The sequence below is a fragment of the Morganella morganii genome, from assembly GCF_041099235.1.
GTDB lineage: Bacteria > Pseudomonadota > Gammaproteobacteria > Enterobacterales > Enterobacteriaceae > Morganella > Morganella morganii_E.
Genome location: NZ_JBFZSO010000008.1, coordinates 1 through 21,704, shown reverse-complemented (window position 1 = coordinate 21,704; position 21,704 = coordinate 1). Strand labels below are relative to the sequence as shown.

Genomic DNA, 21,704 nt, shown 5'->3' with positions numbered 1-21,704 from the left:
CATTTTATTTATCACAGACAAAGGTTCGGTTATGGAAAATACTATCTGGTCCGGCGACACAGTCACAATCACGCCACCATCATTGCCTTCCGGAAATGTTACCCCGGGGGGAATGGAAGAAACTGTCGCGGGCGCCGGTGCTGACGGCATGGCCACTGCCGCTATTCCTTTTGCGGTATGCCCCGGCAGAGGAACGGCACCGTCATGCGGGCTTTATTACAGTTCGGCATCGGGCAACGGGGAAACCGGTATCGGCTGGTCATTGCAGACCGCTTGTATCTCCCGCAGCACACTGCACGGCGTGCCGCGCTATCAGGATGATGATGTTTTTCTTGGCCCCGATGGCGGGGAATTAACGGCATATCGTCATGATGACGGGCAGCCGGATGTCAGAAAAAATAGTCAGGTATGTCAGGGGATAACCCTTGAACAGCCGTATACCGTCCGTCGTTACCGCGCACAGACGGAAAACCGCTATGAGCGGATTGAGCGCTGGACGGGCGAAACCGATACCTCACAGCAGTTCTGGCTGGTATATCACAGTGATGGTTCGATGACCTGTTTTGGTCATTCCGCCGGTGCGCGGGTGGCAGACGAAGCAGATAAGCAGCGGATCAGTGAATGGTATCAGGAAGAGTTTCTGGCCGTTAACGGCGAACATATCTGCTTCCACTACCGCCGCGAGGATGATACCGGGGTCAGTGGCGGAGAGCGGGCGGGCGGCAATACCCGGCTTTATCCGCAGCGGACAGATTATGCAAATATTAAAGCGCACGACAGCCTGTATTGCCTGGCGGGGGAGATGCCCGCGCCGGAAACGTTTTTACTGCACATTGTATTTGATTACGGCGAAAGAACATTACAGAAAGCGGAAGTGCCGCCATGGGCTGCTGCCCCGGAGTCCGGCTGGTTGCTGCGCCGTGATCCGTTTTCACTCTATTCCTCTGGCTTTGAAACCCGCTGCCGCCGGTTGTGCCGCCAGATCCTGATGTTTTCCCGCAAAGCAGATGACCTGAAACGTGATCCGGTGATGGTGAACCGTTATCTGCTTGAGTATAGCGAAAGCCCGGCCATGAGTTGCCTGAGCCGTATTACCCGGCTGGCGTATGAAACCGTGGGTGGTACGCTCCGTGTTGCCGAAAAACCGCCGGTCGTACTGACGTATACCGATGCAAAACTGACCACCGGACAGACGGATTACGTTCCGCTGATGAACTGGCCGGAAGTGGATCGCGGTACCGGGCTGCTGGTGGATTTATACGGTGAAGGTTATGCCGGATGGCTTTCCCGGCATGAAGGTGTTTGGGGATATCAGGCACCGGTACGCAGTGATCTGACACCTGACGGTGCCGAATATGCGGACTGGCAGCCGCTGCCGTTAATGCCGTCTGAGCAGGGGGATGAAAACCTGCTGGCCGATATTAACGGTGACGGATTCCCGGAATGGGTGGTGTTACGTCCGGATCTGAACGGCTTTTTTACACTCAATCCGCAGCAGGAGAAAACCGGTTTTACCCCGTTTTCCGCTTTTCCGCCTGAATTTTTTCAGCCGCAGAGCCAGTTTGCGGACTTAGCCGGTAACGGATTGATGGGCATTGCCCTTATCGGTCCGCATACTGTGCGTTTTTATGCCAATAACCGCGACGGTTTTGAACCGGCGGTGATCACCTGTAATGATGAATGCCTGCCGTTACCCTCTTCTGATGCCCGTGAATGGGTTGCACTGGCGAATCCGCTCGGCAGCGGCGGGGCGCATTTAACGCGCATCCGCTATAACAGTGTCTGCTGCTGGCCGGGAAACGGTTACGGACAGTTCGGCAAAGCCATTGAGCTGCATCTGCCGGGTGAGATTGATAAGGAAACACAATTCCGCCCGCAGCACCTTTATATGACAGATATTGACGGCAGCGGTACTGATGATCTTCTCTATGCCACTCCGGCGGGGCTGAACTATTACCGGAATCTGTCAGGAAACGGCTTTGCTGAACCATTGCTTATCAACTGGCCGCAGGGTTTTACCTGGGATGATCTCAATACACTGCAATTTGCCGCACTGAGCGGACAAGGTGTCAGCCTGGTTGTCAGTGAGCGCCACATGAATGCACGCCACTGGCGGCTGAACCTCACATCCCGCCAGCCGTGGCTGCTGAAAACGATGACCAATCACAGCGGGTTTTATACGCAGTTCAGTTACCGGAGTTCGGCAGATTACTGGCTGGATGAAAAACAGGCGCAGCCATCACGCCGGAGTCGGCTTCCGCTGCGGTTATCGCTGCTTTCCGGTATATACCGCCGGGATCTGATCACCGGTCAGGAGCGTCATACAACCTATTGCTACCGGGGCGGGCGTTATGATGCGGATAAACGCCGCTATTGCGGTTATCACCGGGTGGATGAAACAGATATCTGTGGTGACAGCCACAACCGCAATGACATCCCGCTGCAAAGGCCTCGTCTGCTGCGCCGCTGGTATCACACAGGTGCGCCGGATGATGCAGTAAAACGCGACGGGTATTTTTCATCACCGGTAACGTCAGATTCATTACTGACACGCTGGCAGGAAGGTAAGGACCGGATAGTGACGGATAACAGCGTCCCGGCTCTGCATTATGCCCTGAAAGGTGCATTATTACGGGAAGAACTGTTCGATTCAGACAATATTACGGTTCCGTTTTCCGTACAGGAATACCGTTATCAGGCCCGCCTGCTGCAGCAGTATGAGGACATTATCTGTGCTGCCCCGCTGTTACTGGAAACGCTGAGTATTAATTATCAGCAGTCAGAGAAGGATATCGCCTGTCAGCAGCATATTGTGATGGATTACGCGGAGTACGGCGAAGCGTTATATGAGATAACGGTTTTCCTGCCGCGTCACACTGCGGACGGGGACAGCCCGTATCCGGCGGTCACACCGCTTCAGTGGCAGAATTCATTTGATGATGCTCAGTCCCTGTGCTGGTTTACCGAAACCCGCCGCCGTTCACTGAGTATGATCACGCCTGATCGCTGGCTGCCGGTACTGCCGGAATGCAGTTGGCAGGAAAGTATTTCGCTGACCGGCAGTGAAATGAAGGGCAACATCTTATTCAGCCGGGAAATATTACAGGCGAAAGACAGTCCGCTGGCGGGTAAATCCCGGACACTGCTGGCATGGCAGAAAGCTATCTATCAGCAGGACGGCGCAGAGATTAATTATCCGCCGAGGATCACCGGCAATGAACAGGCGGTATTTAATGACATCACATTGCAGCCATACCACGCACATCTCAGTGATGATGAACTGACTCAACAACTGAGCGCAGCAGGCTATCAGAAGCGGACCCCGGAAGAACTGAAGCAGTCAGTCTGGGTTTCATCAGGGAGCACACTGACCTATCTGGATGCGGAAGGGTTTTATTTACCGGCGGAAAGTAAAAATGCACGCGGCGGTGTTCAGGTCTTTCATTACAACACCTATTACAGAACTGCAGACGGTTTTACCGATGAATTTGGTCAGAAAACGCAGGTTACGGATATTGATGAGCGATTCTGGCAGCCGGTGCGTATTTGCGACATCAATAATAATACCCGTGAAGTCCGTTTAAATGCGTTCGGTAATATTGTCGCTGCCAGTCAGTACGGTACTGAGGGGGGAAAAGCCACCGGATTTAAGCCGGTATCTGAATTTACACCACCGGAGCCGCTGACGTTAGCACAGGCGATTGAGAAATCAGAAACGTTGTTAGGCGGTCAGTCCTCTGTCACGTTGTATCATGAAAATGAGCTCAGTGGTGATAATCCGCAGCCGGCATGGGTGATGACCATCAGCGCGTCTGATTATCCCGGAACGCCGGACATGCCACCATGCCGCATTGATATTACGTATTTTGACGGTGCCGGACGTTTGCGGCAGCAGTTTAGTCTCGATGAACCCGGGGCGGCTTATCCTTGTGCCGATGGTGTGTTATTGCAGGACGATAACCAACTGAAAGAAGTCATGGCGGATACCCGCTGGCGGATCATGCAGGCCGCGGAATTAACATTATCCGGCAATGCCATCCGTCGTTTCAGCCCCTGGTTTTCTGACAGTTATGAACCTGTTATTGATACCCGTTTGCCGGATCTTATTCCGTGTGAGGTAACCGGATATGACGCGCAGAACAAGCCGGTATTTGCAGAGGATGCAGAAGGGTATTTACGCTGTCAGCGTTATTTTCCCTGGTTTAATCTGACCTATGATGAGAATGATACCCTCTCTTCTGGTTTTGATTTTCTGCGGCTGCTCCAGTATCCGCGTGATATATCAGCCGGTCCCGGAAACCGTGACGCATTATTGATGGATCGGGGAATTTACGGGCAACCGACGGAAATTGATAAACCGTATTCAGCGAAACGGTATGCCGACAATATTCAGCGCTATTATTTTAACGGCGGACGGGAAACCTGGTTACCGGATGCCGGTATCACGCTGACGCCGGGGGATAATATTCTGAAGCCCTATGTAATGCCGCAGGTACGGTACGGACAGAATGAAAATGATAACTAAATTAAACATGACTATCTGAATGTACAACGATAATTTAAGAGGGTAGCAATATGCTGATTACCAGTAATGTATTTAACCGGATTGACTGGTCAGTTAACGGTGTCGAATGCCGTACAGGCTGCTATATTCAAAATATAGACCTTGGTTTTATTAAAACGAATTTTATGAATGAACCGGATTTTGTTCCCGGCATACGGTTCAGTCAGTATGACAACAGTGATGAGGGGTTCGGAACCGGATGGAACCTGAATTTATCCTGTATTAAATTAATAAATAACAGAAAGCTGCTGCGCCTCGGAAATGGTTCTGTCTATTGGATTAAAGAACAGAGTCAGCCTGTCCCGGTATCAGGGCGTACGTTAGAACTGGAAGACAAATATTGCAAAACATTTTACTGCACGGAATATCCGGATAACCTGATTTCTGTTTTTTACAAAAATGGTATCAGAGAAGATATCCGGGACGGACATTTATCCTCCGTTCTTTATCCTAACGGATATCGTCTTTATTTTCAGTATGATGATGGTTATCTTATCTCTGTTTATGATGGGATCAGAGGCACACTTTTATCTGTCAGTTATGACAGACGGAATAGTGATAATACGATTGTTTCTGTTACTAACCCACGGCGAACAGATTATTACTATCTGAATAAGAACAAATCAGGGTTTTATGAGTTAAATTCAGTGTTGACAACATCTGAATCAGGAGGTGAAACATTATCGCTTTATACTTTTCAGTATCAGGTTTATGAAAGTAATTATCTTTTGATTACATCGCTGACATCACTTCTGGAACATAACCGAAAAGAAAAGATTCGGTATGAAGAATTGAAACGGCCTCATGGACTATCGCTGGTAATTAAAGGTGTATCTGAAAATGATATTTACAGCGGAACATCGGAAGATGAGAAAAAGTATGTGACTGTAAAATATGAAACAACAAATGATTTCAACTTCCTTGGTGCCGGGGTTGGTGGTGTAACACAATGGCAGAATGAAAAAGATAATCTTTTTTTACTGACGGGCTATAAAATATCACGCAAAGTAACATCAGGAAACCAAGTAGTCAGCTATATTTATAATAATGATTACCTTATCACTGAAAAAGCGATATCACCTTCAGGACCTAACAAGAAAAAAAATAAAATAATCACAGCGTATAGTTACCTCAGAGAATGTCCGGATCATAAGGGAGAAATATGGCCTTCTTTTTTTCTCCCGGTGAATATTAAAGAATACGCTGAGAATAATAAGTTAAGCGGCATTCCGGCGGTCCAATCCTATCGTCATGATAAATATGGCAATATTCTGGAGCATCAGGATCGCCGGGGAATAAGGACGATCTTTACCTACTATGACGGGAAGAATGGATATCAGGATGAATGTCCGCCGGATCCATTCGGCTTTGATAACTATATTAAAGAAAAAAGAGTCATTCCTGCCGGTAATGATATACCTTATAAAAAGAGTACATTATATCACTATAGTAAATTGGTAAATTGTTCTATTATAAAAGTTAAACATAAAGAAATGGCAGTTGAATATAATGTAAGTAACAGCAGGGTGGTTAGTGAAATAAAGGATTATGATTATTTTTCCGGAGATTCTGGTGCTGTAAGTGTACTGATGTCTGGTGTGTTAAAAGAAGAAAAAACATCATTTTTAAGTGATGGCGTTAATAATGAAATAGTCATATCTTATATTTATCAATACACTGTGGATGTGAGTAAAAAAACAATTTCTTACTCAAAGAATGTTGTATCTGGTGAGGTGAATTTTAATAATGTTACAGGCGTAACTACCAATTACAATACCGGTGATACAGAAGAAGAAAAAAAGGAAGGTGGAAAGACTATTCGGTATGTATTTGATAAATTAGGAAGAGAAAAGGAAATTATCAGTTTTTACTCAGATGTAAATAATAATATCAAATGTGTATACACGTATGATGATAAAAAAGGAACGGTTAATCGGGTTAGCGGTGATAAAAGTGATAAGGTTAATTCTTTTATCTATAACCGAAGGGGGAAAGTTGTTTCTGAAAAAATAAAAGTGCCCGGATATGAGGTTTTCTTAAGGAAGTCATATCAATATGATGGCCGCAATCGAATTATAAAAGAAATCACATATGATTATTCTTTTGATGGTAATAAAAAACAACCCGTGCTTATTTGTAACGAAAATAAAGTCTATAAGTGGAATTACAATGATGATGTTATTATGCTGAACGGGAGTGGTTTGATAAGAACCAATATTAATTATGATTACATCAAAAGAGTAAAAACAGTTAAAGAAAACAAGGGGAAAATGGTCAGAAGTAAAATAAATATATCCGGTGATATTTATGAAAAAATAACGGTTGTGAAAAAAAGAATGGAAAGATATACGTTCAACGGGTTTGGGTTATGCTCAGGGAAAACAATTATAGAACATGGTGGAATTAAATCTAAGACAATATTTTTATATAATGATCAAGGTGGTTTATCAGAAGAAAAAATAACAGCAGATGGTCGTGACCGGATTCAGCGATACAGTTATGATAAACGCTTTGGTAATGATAAATTATCAGCGCACTATCTTAATAAAAGACGTATTGAAGCCTATGAATATGATCTGTTGGGACGGGTTATATTAAAAGAGAGAAATCAGTTTGTTCAAAAATTAAGATATAACTCAGTCGGTTCTTCCTCTTATCCTGAATTTATAAAAATAGGTTCGGGAAATGAATGGAGATACATAAGGACATCGGGTGATAAACTTAATGAAATCGCTTTGTCAACACCATCGCTTCCGCATAGTGACTGGAAACAGAGTTTTACCTATAATGATAAGACGGGGGAGTTATTAAAAGAAGAGGCCAGTTATTCACTGAATAACACAGGGCATTATATATTAAGTGAATCATATTCGGATTCAGGCTATAACATAAAGAAAAAAATAACAGACTATCTGTTTTATAAAGACGAATACAAGCGTATCAGATATTTATCATCAGAATGCAAATACAGTTCTGAAGGTAAAATTATTTCATCCGGTAATGATGAGTGCCGTGAAATTTATAAGTATAACAAAAGTAATGGTAATATAGATCGTATATGGTATGTAGTCAATGAGAAGGTAAGGTGCTTCTGCAAACCGGAATATGATAAAAATAACCGGATGATTAATGTTACTGTGTATACTTATGTGGATGATGACAAACAGAGAAATACGCTGTTATATACAAGGTTACGTTATAATTATTATTATAACGCCAGAGGGAATATACATAAGGCGGAAATATTATCGGATAATAGCCTGATTGGCTCTTCCGGAGAAAGAAAAAGTGGTAATCTGGAACAATTAAGTACACTAATTTTAAATTATGATGTTAATGATCGCATTGAAATAACAAAGATTGATTTATTTTCGCCTCCGGATAAAAGTCGTCACCATGAGAAAAGGAGTGAGCGTTATTATAAAGAATCATATCATTTTAATAACCTGAATGAACTGGTTGATTTTAAATACAGTGGTGACTTGTTACTGACAAACAACACAGGCAGGATACTATCCGGTCAGAGCCATAAATATAATGAAGACGGATTACTTATTCTCAGTACCCGGCGTTTCAGTTCGGGGGTCAGCGATATTGTCAGTTATGATTATGATAATAAATCAGCCACACTGAATACTCTGACACATTGCCCTTTTAAAGCCGGGTGGCCGGAAACAGAAAAATATGCGTGGAATAAGGATGGTATGCTGATTTCCCGTACCCGTTCTGATGGTTATAAAGAAGAGTATGAATATGGCGGAGAGCAAAATGTTGCCAGGATGATAATAACAGATCCGGATAACGGGAAAACCATAAAAACATTTCTTTATGATTGTCACGGACATCAGGTTATTCAGATTATTCAGTCTCCGCCGCTATATGCAGGCGGACCGGCTGTTTTCCGGCAGATTCAGGATACTTACAATAATGACCATCTTATGATCCGGACGATTTTTGATCGGGAGGTTGTTGATACTTCCGTTCTTCCTGAAGAAACACATTATTATCACTGGTTTCAGAATCAGGTTATTTCCATATCAGTGAAGGATAAAACCGGCAATATAAAAACGCATTTCAATTTTAACCGCCCGGATGGCACGACAGTATGCAGATGCTCACCAGTAAATCAGCACCGGTCGGATACCCGCAATTATCGTCTGAAAATGGCGTGGATCGCACAGGATCAGCAGGGATTATTTTATCAGCCGGAAGTTATTGAGTTACAGCAGGCATGTTTTGAAATGAATCTGACTCCGCCGAACGTATAAGGAGAAAATATCATGAATTTATCTGACATTGGTGAGCTGTGTGCGGATACCCCGCAGATGACGGTATTTGACCCGAGAGGTCTGACAGCGCGGGTGGTTGATTTTAACCGCAATGATAGTGCGGATACGCCTGAAGCGTTAATTACCCGTTATCAGTACGGCGCAAGAGGGGAAATGCAGATGTGTACCGATCCGCGTTTCAGTACCCCTGCACAGGGAAATGAACACAGATATCAGAACCTGGTTTCTGCCACGGATTTACTGCAGCGCCCTGTTCATCAGGTCAGTATCGACAGTGGTGAATCATTAAGCCTGTTACATACTGACGGGCAGCCGGAATGGACAACAAAAAACCCCGGAGAAGGTGCTGTCAGCCAGCGTTTTTCCTATGATCGTAAGGGACGTTTGCTGTCGCTGCGTAGTCTGGACGGAACAGAGGAAATTTTATTACAGACCCGGCGTTACAGCGACGGGGTTGATAATGCTGAAGAATATAATTGTCGTGGTCAGTGTACCGAAATACAGAATGGTGCCGGGACTGAAACCTTTACGGAGTTTGATATCACCGGCAAAAATAAATCATTCAGCCGCCGTTTCTGGTCGGTACGTGACCGGAGTGCGGATTTGAATCACCCGCCTGAAGCAGAGACCCGGACGTGGGTCAGCCGTAATGATTTATCCGGCTCCGGTGCCGTCCGGCAGCTATCGTTGTCCTGTCATGACGCGGTGCAGGAACGTTCTGTTTATACACGGCGAAACAGGTACAACCGGCGCGGGCAGCTTATCAGCAGCTATCTGACCGATGAGGGCGGGAACCAGCATACATTGTTGGTATCTGTCGGTTATCATGCCAATGGTGCGTGTCAGCAGGAAATGCTGGGTAATGGTGTGACCCGCTATTATGCGCAGGAACATTTCACAAAACGGCTGCTGCGTATTTCAACGTGGCATCCGGCGGAGAATAAAACCCGTTATCCGATTCAGGATATTTCGTATCAGTATGATCCCGCCGGTAATGTCACCGAACGTTATGATCAGGGCCGGGAAGATCAGTATTTCGATAATCTGCGGGTCACCGCGCATAACCAGTATCATTACGACTCCTGTTACCGGTTACGTTATGCGGCGGGCCGTGAAGCGCTGAATGGCGGCAAAAGTACCATCACGCCGCTTATCAGCGGGTCACAGCAGTTGGTGAATTATCAAAGATGGTATGACTATGATAATGCGGGCAATATGACGCAACTTCGTCACAGTGCCGGGCAAAATAACTGGACTCAGTTTTTTTCTGTTTCACCGGAGAGTAACCGCAGTCTGCCGCAGCCGGTCACCCCATCTGAAGTAGAACGGTTTTTTGATAGTTTTGGTCATCTTAAAGAAAGTAACGGCGTGCGTTTTTACCGCGACTCACAGCAGCAGCTTATCCGTGCCGATGGCGTACGGCGGGCAAACGGTGCGACAGATTATGAGTTTTATCAGTATGACAGCAGCGGTCAGCGTTGCAGTAAACTCAGCAGCCGGATTGCCGACGGTATCACTCAGGCCCGCCGCCGGGAAACCGTGACGTATATTTCCGGTATGCGTTTGTGTGAGTATGACTATGACGGTAAATCACAAGGCAGTCATTACTCACTGAGCTTCCCGCTGGCCGGGCATTCAGCGGTGGTATGCCTTTCTGAACGGGAACCGGAAAAGAAAGAGATACCGCTTTCCCTGATGCGTTATAATTGCCTTGATGCGCAGGGCTCGGTTGCGCTGGAGCTGAGTGCAGAGGGCGATATTATTACGCAGGAGGAATATTATCCGTTCGGCGGTACCTCACTGTTCAGCTCACGGAGTGAAAGTGAGGCAGAGTATAAATATCATCGTTACAGCAATAAAGAACGGGATAACCTCACCGGACTTTACGACTACGGTTTCCGTTATTATGCGCCGTGGTTGTGTCGCTGGATCTCGCCGGATCCGCTGGGAATAGCAGATGGTATGAATGCCTATTGTATGGTGCATAATAACCCGGTGACATACAGGGATACCGCCGGTCTGACGGCCAAAACCGGAGCTGAGGAATTTGAAATGCAGGAGTTGTGGGCTCCATCCGAATATCAAAGAATGGCATCGCAGGTATATAACACCACCACCGAACCGTTACCGCAGAAGAGTATTGGTGATCGGTTGCGCAGCGCCGGGAGAGTGCTGAGCCGTCCTTTAACCGCTGTCGCACAGGGAATCGCCCGGATAGGGCGGGCAATCAGAAGTGTTATCAGCGGGATCCGTTCTGCATTACAGCGTTTCAGAGGTACAGCAGGCGGCTCAGAGGACATGGAATTAATGGAGCCATTGCTACCGGCAGAGGACGGATCAGAGGACAGAATCAGTGTATCCGAGACGACTCTGACACATGCACCGGATAATATGGAGTGGGATAACTCCGCTGATTTCATGGAGTACGATGGTGATGACTTAGAGTTTGATTGGATTGATACTGAGGAAATATTTGCTATTCCGGATTGGCAGGGTGCAATGCAGGTTACAGAGAATTGGGATAATGCTGGCTGGGATGATATCGAAAGGATGAGTATCGTGAGTGTTGACGAATCTGACACTGATTCTTTTATATCTGACATCGATTCTGTTATATCTGACACCGATTCTGTTATATCCGGCAGATCTTCCCGTATATATGAAACTTTTAATATTGCGGAAGGCTGGGAAGATGAAAATGCGCTACTTCTGCCCGGTTCAAATAACCGGATTACACCGGCCATCTCATCACTGGCATTATCTGCCACGATATTCGGCTTGTTGTGGTGGTATCAGTCTCAGCATACTTACCGCCGCTGAAACGATCATTTTATTCAGTAAAACAAAAAACCGGCCTTAAAGGCCGGTTTTGTCATTCTGTACTGTATGAGTTATCAGAAACTGTAACGGATACCCAGGTTGCCGCTGTAAGGGGTTTCCACATGACTGCCTTTGGCATAGTTGAATTCTGCATAGGCCGACCATTGGTTATTCATCTGTGCTGTCAGACCCACACCGTATTTTCCGACGGTTCCGGACATATCATTGCTGAATGATTCAGTGTCATTAATCACCACGTCATTGTTCTTTTTGAACTCGTGGCTGATCGCCAGGCGGGCATAAGGTTTAATCAGTCCGCCGCTTTCAGTGACAAACGTCTTACCGAAGGTGGTACCAATTTCACCTTTAACAGATTCTGCAGCGTCCGCTTTCACTTTCATATCGCTGCTGAAACGGTAGTCTGTTTTCTCGCCGCGGAAGTAAGATCCCAGTACATAAGGCTCGATAAAGTAACTGCCTGCGGTGATGTGTTTACCGCCTTCCACAGAGAAACCGATGCCGTTGGTGTTATCTTTGGCGGTGGTTTTTCCGTCATTAAATTGTGCACTGTTTTTGGTTCTGAAATGGTTGGCTTTCAGCACGCCATCCACATAGTAACCGCTGTTGTGCATCCAGGTGGTGTAGACACCAAGACCTAAGCTGTCTACCTTACCGTCACTGGTACGGGCATCCAGTTCTGAATGGGTGTAGGAGAACATTCCACCGACCAGCAGGCGGCCGTTTTCCAGCGTAATCGCGTGGTCGCTGCCCAGCATCAGCCCGTTCATATCCTGCGTGTAGCCGACATTACTGGTTGAGATGCGGTTACGGCTGCCGATATATTTGCCCCACACACCATCCTGTGCCGTCTGGTTATCACGCAGATCGCCCAGCCGGGTTCTCAGTGTGGATAATTCGCTGTTCCAGATAGTTGGTGTCACGTTGGCCATCGCGATAGCGTTTTTACCGCTTTCAGAAATTTCAGGCTTCGGATCAGGATCAGGACCCGGATCCGGGTTTGGTGCCGGATCGGTTGCTTTCGGTGATAAATACCAGTTATCGCTGTCCTGTTCATCACCCTGTACCAGGTAATATTTATAAGCGCCCAGATCAACACTGCCGTTCACCAGCGCAAAGCTGTTGCTGTCACTGCCGTTGGCAAAGATCAGATGATGAGGGTTCACACCGCCGCGGCTTTTCAGCTCCTGACCGGAATCCATCACTCTGACATTAAACTCACCGCTGATACTGTTGCTGATATTCAGGAAATCACCGGTACCGCCGTTAATATTGGTGTTCATCACAAAGGTGCCGGAACCGGTCAGATCTGAAATCTGTAAACGGCTGTATTTACCGGCATCACTGCCGTCGCTGCTGCCGAATACCACGGTGCCGTTGTTAGCCAGTGTTTCAATGGTCGCTTCGGATTCGCTGGTGGTGTCATTATGCTGCAGATACATAAACGCATTGTCACCGGCCAGATTAAGGCGGGTAACATAAGCGCCTTTACCGTCCAGAGCACCGGTCCAGCTGTGAAGACTACCGCCTTCCATCGTTACTGAACCGTTATTCACATTCAGTTCGCCGGTGGAGTAGGCACCGTAAGCGATAAAAGATGAACCGCCGTTTTCAACGGTAGTATCCTGAATATGACCAAACTCCTTGACCAACTGTGTTCCGCCGTTAACCAGCGTACCAACCGCATCGGCATAGTATTCAACAATCTGCTCACCGCCCTGATGGATCACAGACCCGGTCGCAACCTGATCTTTGCCAATCCAGGCATCCTGTTCAACCCACTGTCCGCCGGTCCAGCCGCCTTTTTTGCCGCTGACAATCTGCTGCCCGTAAACCTGAGTATCAATAGCCTCGCCGGTCTGAATACGCTGTACACCGCCTGCATAAATGGTGGCATTTTTGGCTGTCTGATCATCAATCCGGAAAGAATCGTCGGATGTCCACTCGCCGTTTTCCCATTCCCCGTCAACACCGGTAATAATCTGAGTACCGTAAACACGGGTATCTTCCGCACTGCCGTAGGTAATAAACTGCAATGCGCCGTGATTAACGATAGTATTGCGGTCAGCACCTTTTCCGGAATAGATTTGCTGGACAGCACCGTCATACAGCACGGTATCTATCGTGGTGCCGCTGCTCATCTGATAGCTGCCGCTGCCGATATGGCTGTTGGTTGCCGTACCGCCGTAGATAATATGCTGTCCGCCATTCACGACAATGACATCTTTGGTATTTGAGGTGCTGGTAACGGATTGCTCCAGATAACCGCCGTCGATAAGAATCGCCTGCGCATAGCCCCGTGTACCGACAACCATTCTGCCGCCGGCATTTACGGTGGTGTTATACGCTTTTGCATCATTTCCCAGACTGAGGCTGCCGTTATCTTCAACAATGGTGTTATACGCTACGGAATCTTCCATCATCGACATAAAGCCGCGATAGACTTTGGAAGGATCAGACGGATTGGTAATTCCGCCTTTGACTATATTTCCGATAGCGACACTGCCGCTCCGGAATGTGGTCTGGAAGGAATCAATGGTGTTATTCAGGCTGTAAGAGTTATTTTCGACATAAAGAAATTGTTCCGGGAACCAGGTTCTGGTTAATGTCTGACCATTAATATATTGGTTACCGGTGATAATTGACTGATATTTATTATCCCACTTATCTTTTGCGGTCGGCCAGCCGTCAGTGGCACTGCTGAGAATGGTATTAATATCAGGAGATTCAACCTCTGACTGATAAGGTGGCGGTGGTTCCGTGGCATAAGCGCTGAAAGAAGCGGAAAACAGTGCAATCAGCACTGAATTATTAAATGTCATATCCAAATCCTTGCTATAAAAGCGAATTAAAATTATTTATCAGATTGAATGTGGTTCTGTGGGCTGTAAAAAAACCGTCCGGAAATAAAACGGAATATTATTTTTTAATAGGTAATAAAATAATGAAACAGCCGGTAAATACCGTCTGCCGGTGATAGTTAGGATATACAGCCCGCTGATAAGAAAAATACCACTCAGACGCGTATGTCTCTACTCATCTGTGTTGTAATAAGACGGTAATGTGTAACAATTTAAGAATAGTGAGAGAATAACAGTGACGGGTGAAAAATACGGGATGGTTTATCCGGCTGTATCTATTTTAATAAATTACTTTCAGAGGCAATGAAAAATATTCCGGTTCGGATATTGAATGAAGTAAGGTGTTTTATGGTGCACATTACAAGTGCTACGTTATTTCTATAATATTCGTTGCGGCGAAGTAGTGTTGAGGATATCTATTCGGCGGACAGGAAAGCTCAGCTGGCAGAGAACAGATGAATGTGATTTTGATCAGGCAGGGGAGCGGAAAATAGGTTTACAGCAGCCTGAAAAGAATAAACCCGCCGTAAGGCGGGTTCTTTGAATAGTGGTGCCCGGACTCGGGAACATTCAGATATTTAATGAATTGATTTTTAATGTAAACCCATTTTATCTTTTTGTCAGGACCCACAATATGCCCCTTTTTTATATATTGACAGCCATGTTCTGAGCTGACACCCCACCACAGTAGATAATTCAGCCCGGGTGAGGGGAGCTATTAAATCTAACCTTTCACGCAAACTGGCACTGGTTGCGCTTCTGCCGGGCCAACAACCCGGTACAGAGTATCAGACGGAGTGGCAACTGCCGCGATAATGCTTTGATCGAATCGTTTTACTGAAAAAAGAGTACATCAGAAAGCGTATTTATAAGGCCCGGAGTTTGGCCCGAACAGAGATCTCCGATTACCTTAAAATGCATTCATTTTAGTTATAACTTAACTTTACTATTTTTTAATGAAACTAATTTGCAAACGATACTCATTATCATATATACTTTTTTACAGCCTGCAAGATATCCAATAGATTAAATTAAGCATCACTTCACTATGGAGAAGGTCGTAACATGTTGAAAAAAATGTTTTTTTCATGTAATAAGATTCGTTTGGTTACGTTGGCATCATCGCTTATGGTTACCTGTGCATTACCAGCGATGGCAAAAGATTCCCTCACTTTATATACCACGCGTGAACCGGGCTTAATTCAGCCTCTTCTCGATGCCTTTACAAAAGAAACAGCCATTGATGTAAATACTGTCTATATCAAAGATGGCATGTTAGAACGAGTAAAAGCCGAAGGTAAAAACTCTCCGGCTGACTTATTAATGACAGTTGATGCAGGTAACCTCATCGATTTAGTTGAAGCAGGTGTAACTCAACCTGTTCAATCCGAAGTATTAACAGAAGTTATTCCGGCTTCTTTACGTGATAAAGACAACCAATGGTTTGGTTTGTCAATGCGTGCACGTGTGTTGTATGCAGAAAAATCCATACCATTAAACAGCATCACGTATGAAAACCTGGCAGACCCGCAATGGAAAGGCAAAATCTGTATTCGTGCGGGACAACACCCCTATAACACAGCATTAGTAGCCGCAATGATTGCTCATGATGGTGAAGCGAAAACAGAAGCGTGGTTACGTGGCGTGAAAAATAACTTAGCCCGTAAAGCTGCTGGTGGCGATCGTGATGTTGCCCGTGACATCCTCGGTGGTATCTGTGATGTTGGCTTAGCGAACTCCTACTATGTTGGTCATATGAAAAATGCGAAAGAAGGGACTGATGCCCGTCAGTGGGGGGATGCCATTAAAGTCGTTCAGCCAACCTTTACCAGTGGCGGAACGCACGTCAATATCACTGGTGCTGCAGTTGCCCGCAATGCGCCACATAAAGAACAAGCTGTGAAATTGATGGAGTATTTAGTTTCCGTTCCTGCTCAGCAGCTGTATGCGCAAGCTAACTACGAATATCCAATCCGTAAAGGGGTTCCTTTGGATGCGACTATCAACAGTGCGATTGGTGAAATCAATGTTGATAACATTCCACTGGCTGAAATCGTTAAACACCGTAAACAAGCCAGCCAGTTGGTAGATAAAGTTGGATTCGATCAATAAAACAGGCTTATCCGATTTACGTGGCGCCTCAGGGGCGCCGCGTTTCGGTTTTTCGCCTTTAAGTCTTACTGTAGTGGTCATTACGCTTGGTGTAATGACCCCTTTGTTATTCCTGTTATGGCTCGCGGTAAGCTCAGGTGTCAGTCATTGGGAACATTTACTGAAGTATGTGTTGCCTGATGCGATACTCAATACCCTGATTTTATTACTTGGTGTCGGCGTACTGGTCATGCTTATTGGTGCGGGTTGCGCCTGGTTAGTCACTGCATTTGATTTCCCGGGAAAGCGACTATTTAGTTGGGCATTGCTGCTTCCCCTCGCCATGCCAACCTACATAGTGGCATTTGCCTGGCTTGATTTACTGCATCCCATCGGGCCGGTTCAGGAAGTCATTCGCAGCCTGCTGGGCTATAGCAGCCCCCGTGAGTTCAGGCTTCCGGACCTTCGCTCCATGACCGGCGCGATTTTGTTATTGGGTCTGGTGTTATATCCGTATGTTTATCTCACCATGCGGGCGATGTTTATGAGCCAGCCGGCGCATTTACTGGAAGCAGCCCGCACACTTGGTTTAAGTTCAACCGGCTCATTTTTCCGGGTGGCGCTGCCAATGGCACGTCCCGCACTGGTGGTAGGAACAAGCTTAGCATTACTGGAAACACTGAATGATATTGGTGCATCCGAATTCCTTGGCGTGAATACTCTGACAGTCACAGTGTATACCACGTGGGTGACGCGTTCTGATTTGGCGGCAGCAGCGCAAATTGCGTGCTCCATGTTGACGGTAATTATTCTGTTGCTGGCCCTGGAATATTATGGGCGCAAGAATCAGCGTTATAGTTCCGGCCGGCAAATGCGGGGAATTTTACCGGCACGATTAACGGGAATTCACGCATGGCTGGCGACTTTATTGACTTCTCTGCCTGTTTTACTGGGCTTTGTTGCCCCTGCACTATTTCTGGGTTGGGAAAGTATCAGGCGTTTTAGTGATAGTATGGAAATTTCTGCCAGCCTCCTGCAATCATTACAAAACTCATTATTATTAGCGGCAGGAGTTACCCTTGTGGTTACTTTTGTCAGCCTGATTGTGGCGTGGTATGCGAGATCAAGTGCGATTTCGGGGGGAGCTCCGGAGGCCAGACGTACATTGATGAAAGTTGCCTCATTGGGCTATGCGGTGCCGGGAACGGTATTGGCCATCGGGTTATTAACACCGGGTATGGCGTTGGATAATATACTGGCCGAATTGTTCAATTATCGCGGTTTACCACTGCTCTCTTCGGGTGTTTTATTAGTTATCTGTTGTTCTATCCGCTTTATGGCGATTTCAGTCGGGGCGATTGATGCCGGGTTAACCCGTATTCCGCCGGGCATGGAACAGGCCTCAAGATTACTTGGTGAAAGTGAGTCGGGAACCTTTTTCCGCGTACATTTACCGTTATTGCGTCCGGCATTAGTGACAAGTGCTTTGCTGGTTTTTGCTGATGTGATGAAAGAGTTACCGGCTACTTTATTACTTCGTCCGGTTAACTTTGAAACATTAGCAACATCTTTGTATGCAGAAGCGGCGAGAGGTACTTATGAGGAGGGGGCTGTTGCAGCATTACTGATTGTATTGGCCGGAACGCTCCCGGTAATACTATTAGCACGTAGTCAATTATCTTCATCTGGGCCAAAACAACGATAATCAGAAGGGAGTCGTCATCAGGTGTCAGACACAACGTTAGTTCTTGATAATGTGCATGTCTCTTACGGGAGTAAACATCAACGTAATCATGTTCTGAAAGGCTTTTCTTTGCACATTAATGCAGGGGAGATCGGCTGTCTTCTCGGTACTTCCGGCTGCGGAAAAAGCACTGCATTACGTGCTATTGCAGGGTTTGAACGTACAGAGCAGGGAACCATCCATGTTGGCGGCCGCTGTGTTGCAGGAGAGGGCCTTCATCTTCCGCCGGAACAACGCAATGTGGGAATGGTATTTCAGGATTACGCGCTGTTCCCCCATTTAACCGCAGCGCAAAATATTGCTTTCGGTCTGAGAAAACAACCGAAAGGATATCAGCAAACACGAGTTCAGACACTGCTGGATTTAGTGGAATTAAAAGAACTTGCCGGGCGTTATCCACATGAAATGTCTGGTGGGCAACAGCAACGTATTGCTTTAGCGCGTGCATTGGCGACACAGCCGGCAGTATTGTTGTTAGATGAGCCTTTGTCGAGCTTAGATCCGGATAGCCGTAAACGTTTAGGGCTGGAAGTGAGAGATATTTTGCGGGAAGCCGGGCAAACAGCATTGTTAGTGACTCACAGCGAAGATGAAGCACAATTGATGGCTGACAAAATTAACTACCTGAAAAATGGCAGATTAATTCAGAATGATGAGAAAACCAAAAATATTTAAAATAAAAAATGAGATAAATAGTGTACGGGAAAGTTGATACTACGATTTTATTTTTTGTACCATCTGACCGTTCTTTTCCCTGTGTTGTTCTGGTTTTCCGCAACGGGGCATATGTGCTATTTATCTTTACAGGATAGTCTTTTAGGGAAGATTTTCAATTGAAAGCTGTAAAGCATATGGGGAAGACATCTGATTCCGTATAGCCCGGATACAGACCCCTTTGATCCGCAGTGGTAAAAATAGATTTGGAATTTAATATGAAAAAACGAGTTATAGGTTTGTTTTTATTGATAGGACTACCTTTGGTTGCAATAGCTGATAATATTCACGTAACGGTGAATTCCCCTGTGTACTCTTATCCTGATAATCGGGAGTTTAAAGAAAGTGTATATGTATGTGTATTAACCCCATTTAACAAGATGTATGCCGGTGTTGATGTGAAAAAAACACAAGCACAATTCAACGCCAGTCAGTCTTGTCAAAATAAAGAGGGTAGTAATAGTATTTTTTGTACGCCAAAAGATGCCATGTGTACTACAGCAACGGTGATACTGAGTAATGGAGATAGTCGTCACCAGGGGCTCTCTGCTATTGTATTATTTAATGGATTTGATCAAACAGGTCAGCATTTGCTGGTAAATGAAAGTATTGATGATTTTAGTACATATAATTTTGATAATAAAATTATGTCGTTTGATATTCCGGATGGATGGACAGTGCGGTTTTTCAAAGAAAAAAACTTTCAGGGTGACTATTATACCCGCTCTTCAGGAAAGGGAAATGCAGATGATTTTCCACACAGCATTAGCTCAATGAAAATACTTCGAAAGAGATAAAGAAATAATGAAAATATAACTTGTTAATTTACTTGTGTGAATAGCGTTAATTTTAATCGTTATGATTGCGTTTGGTTATTTTGTATTTCGTGACTTCGTGGTTTTTATCCGGTATCTGTGTAAGTGTTTTCTGAGAAATTTTTAGAAAAATATGTGATTTATGGTTATCACGGATGAAGCATACCAGGGATGGTATGTGATATAAATAATTCTGAATAACATCAGGTTTGTTATCATGCACTTATAGCATATGATAACCTGATTTATTACTCATTATTTCCGACTATCAAAACAAATAATAAAAAAATAATATATATGTTTTCTATTCTGAGGGTTTTATGTCATTGAGCACAAACGATGGTTCTAAAGTATATACACCTCTCTCTTTGGCTCTATATGACTGGTGGGTACTAAATATATCTAATAACTATGCATGGCGTTGTAATACTGATGAATTTTTAATTCCTCACTTTAAATCTCATCTTGGTAACAACCATATGGATATTGGTGTTGGGACTGGTTTTTATTTAAAGAAATCCGCAGATAAAATTAATAAAATAACGCTTTCCGATCTTAATATTCACAGTTTAGAATATGCTAAAAAATATATTTCTGATGAGAAATTAAACTCTTGTTTCTGTCATGATATTTTTAACAGATTTACTGATGAGTTGAGAGGGGCATTTGATTCAGTATCCATATTTTATTTATTACATTGCTTGCCAGGGAAAATGAGTGATAAGAAACAAGCGATAATAAATATCAGTGAAACACTTAAGGATGATGGCACTTTATATGGTGCGACTATTCTTGGAAAGGGGGTTAAGCATAATCGTTTTGGAAATAAGCTAATGTCAGTTTATAATAAAAAAGGAATTTTTAGCAATGTTTATGACTCTGCGGATTCACTTGAAACGATACTTGCTTCTTTGTTTGAAGATGTTTCTGTTAATATTCAGGGGGCGGTTGCATTGTTCACTGCTAAAAATAAAAAAATCAAGTGTAGTAAAATATAATTATCTGTAATAAAGAATGATTTTCTTATACAGGTGATAATATATTCTTTTTTTGATTTTACACATGATGTTATTCAGCTTAATCGGATAACTGATTGGGGGAATATTATTAAGAAATAAAAAGTGGCTTTCACTTCGAAGGCCACTGTTATCATCAAATGGGGGAGATGTAAAAAAGCAAGCTTGTGTTGTTAATACTCAACAAGAGTAAAGTTAATTATAGAAAACCGGCCGCTTTAAATTTTGCTAATGCATCCGTTTTTTGTGCTGCAGTTAATGGGCGTAGTGGACGGCGGGGGTCACCAACATCAATACCATGTAATTGCATTGCAACTTTACCTGCAGCAACACTGTAAGTACACCTGTTTCAGTTCCACACACTTTTTGAGATTTCGTTATTTTCAGCTAATAACCGGTATTCTTCCGGCGTCAGATTATTCAGGGATTCATGTGGACGCTCCCGGTTATATTCCCTCAGCCAGCATTCTGTGATTTACTGTACTTCATTCAGTGTCCGGAACAGATAAAAATCCAGTATTTCAGTCCGGTATGTCCGGTTAAAACGCTCGATAAAAGCGTTTTGAGTCGGCTTACCCGGTTTAATAAATTCCAGTATCACGCCATGCTCTTCTGCCCAGTGTGCCAGTGTCAGTGATATAAGCACCGGACCATTATCCATCCGCATTTTCACCGGATATCCGCGTGTGGCAACAATTCTGTCCAATACCCGGACAACGCGTTGGGCCGGGATATTCAGATCAATTTCTATCGCCAGGGCTTCACGGTTAAA

At 44.9% G+C, this 21,704-nt stretch carries 9 protein-coding genes and 3 pseudogenes; 9 read left to right on the top strand and 3 right to left on the bottom strand.

Features of this window, described 5'->3' with window-relative positions; all coding sequences use genetic code 11:
* The first annotated feature begins 31 nt into the window (after positions 1-31).
* From AB7038_RS13480 to AB7038_RS13470, 3 genes are read left to right on the top strand one after another with little or no spacing between them, the layout of a single operon-like run.
* Positions 32-4,525 (top strand): SpvB/TcaC N-terminal domain-containing protein, encoded by a 4,494-nt coding sequence (locus AB7038_RS13480; RefSeq protein WP_369453482.1) that lies wholly within the window; start codon positions 32-34, stop codon positions 4,523-4,525.
* 50 nt (positions 4,526-4,575) lie between these two features.
* Positions 4,576-8,832, top strand: a complete 4,257-nt coding sequence (locus AB7038_RS13475) for a hypothetical protein (protein ID WP_369453481.1) — start codon at positions 4,576-4,578, stop codon at positions 8,830-8,832.
* A gap of 12 nt (positions 8,833-8,844) precedes the next feature.
* Entirely contained in the window at positions 8,845-11,673 is a 2,829-nt protein-coding gene (locus tag AB7038_RS13470) for an RHS repeat-associated core domain-containing protein (protein WP_369453480.1), read from the top strand.
* 74 nt (positions 11,674-11,747) lie between these two features.
* Here the strand turns inward: AB7038_RS13470 and AB7038_RS13465 are convergent, their stop codons facing one another.
* Positions 11,748-14,513 (bottom strand): autotransporter outer membrane beta-barrel domain-containing protein, encoded by a 2,766-nt coding sequence (locus tag AB7038_RS13465; RefSeq protein WP_369453479.1) that lies wholly within the window; start codon positions 14,511-14,513, stop codon positions 11,748-11,750.
* Between the two features lie 787 nt (positions 14,514-15,300).
* On the opposite strand from AB7038_RS13465, the pseudogene AB7038_RS13460 reads away from it, so the two are divergent.
* The 6 genes and pseudogenes from AB7038_RS13460 to AB7038_RS13435 form a co-directional block, all read left to right on the top strand.
* Positions 15,301-15,470 (top strand): annotated as a pseudogene (locus AB7038_RS13460) (IS3 family transposase); the annotation flags it as partial.
* 159 nt (positions 15,471-15,629) lie between these two features.
* On the top strand, positions 15,630-16,664 hold the full coding sequence (locus AB7038_RS13455; RefSeq protein ID WP_439958106.1) for a Fe(3+) ABC transporter substrate-binding protein: 1,035 nt from the start codon (positions 15,630-15,632) through the stop codon (positions 16,662-16,664).
* A complete protein-coding gene (locus AB7038_RS13450) occupies positions 16,648-18,348 on the top strand; it encodes an ABC transporter permease (RefSeq protein ID WP_368889953.1) in 1,701 nt (566 codons plus the stop codon). Before AB7038_RS13455 ends, AB7038_RS13450 begins: the two co-directional genes overlap by 17 nt.
* Positions 18,349-18,369: 21 nt before the next feature.
* Positions 18,370-19,062, top strand: a complete 693-nt coding sequence (locus AB7038_RS13445) for an ABC transporter ATP-binding protein (protein WP_368889952.1) — start codon at positions 18,370-18,372, stop codon at positions 19,060-19,062.
* Between the two features lie 257 nt (positions 19,063-19,319).
* Entirely contained in the window at positions 19,320-19,898 is a 579-nt protein-coding gene (locus tag AB7038_RS13440) for a hypothetical protein (protein WP_369453477.1), read from the top strand.
* Positions 19,899-20,236: 338 nt separating this feature from the next.
* Entirely contained in the window at positions 20,237-20,914 is a 678-nt protein-coding gene (locus tag AB7038_RS13435; RefSeq protein ID WP_369453476.1) for a class I SAM-dependent methyltransferase, read from the top strand.
* A gap of 217 nt (positions 20,915-21,131) precedes the next feature.
* On the opposite strand, the pseudogene AB7038_RS13430 reads toward AB7038_RS13435, so the two are convergent.
* Positions 21,132-21,263 (bottom strand): annotated as a pseudogene (locus AB7038_RS13430) (N-acetylneuraminate lyase); the annotation flags it as partial.
* Positions 21,264-21,281: 18 nt separating this feature from the next.
* Positions 21,282-21,704 (bottom strand): annotated as a pseudogene (locus AB7038_RS13425) (integrase core domain-containing protein); the annotation flags it as partial.

Excerpts from the sequence above, each read along its gene's own strand:
- AB7038_RS13480 (WP_369453482.1), top strand. The coding sequence starts at position 32 with ATGGAAAATACTATCTGGTCCGGCGACACAGTCACAATCACGCCACCA.
- AB7038_RS13475 (WP_369453481.1), top strand. The coding sequence starts at position 4,576 with ATGCTGATTACCAGTAATGTATTTAACCGGATTGACTGGTCAGTTAAC.
- AB7038_RS13470 (WP_369453480.1), top strand. The coding sequence starts at position 8,845 with ATGAATTTATCTGACATTGGTGAGCTGTGTGCGGATACCCCGCAGATG.
- AB7038_RS13465 (WP_369453479.1), bottom strand. The coding sequence starts at position 14,513 with ATGACATTTAATAATTCAGTGCTGATTGCACTGTTTTCCGCTTCTTTC.
- AB7038_RS13455 (WP_439958106.1), top strand. The coding sequence starts at position 15,630 with ATGTTTTTTTCATGTAATAAGATTCGTTTGGTTACGTTGGCATCATCG.
- AB7038_RS13440 (WP_369453477.1), top strand. The coding sequence starts at position 19,320 with ATGAAAAAACGAGTTATAGGTTTGTTTTTATTGATAGGACTACCTTTG.
- AB7038_RS13435 (WP_369453476.1), top strand. The coding sequence starts at position 20,237 with ATGTCATTGAGCACAAACGATGGTTCTAAAGTATATACACCTCTCTCT.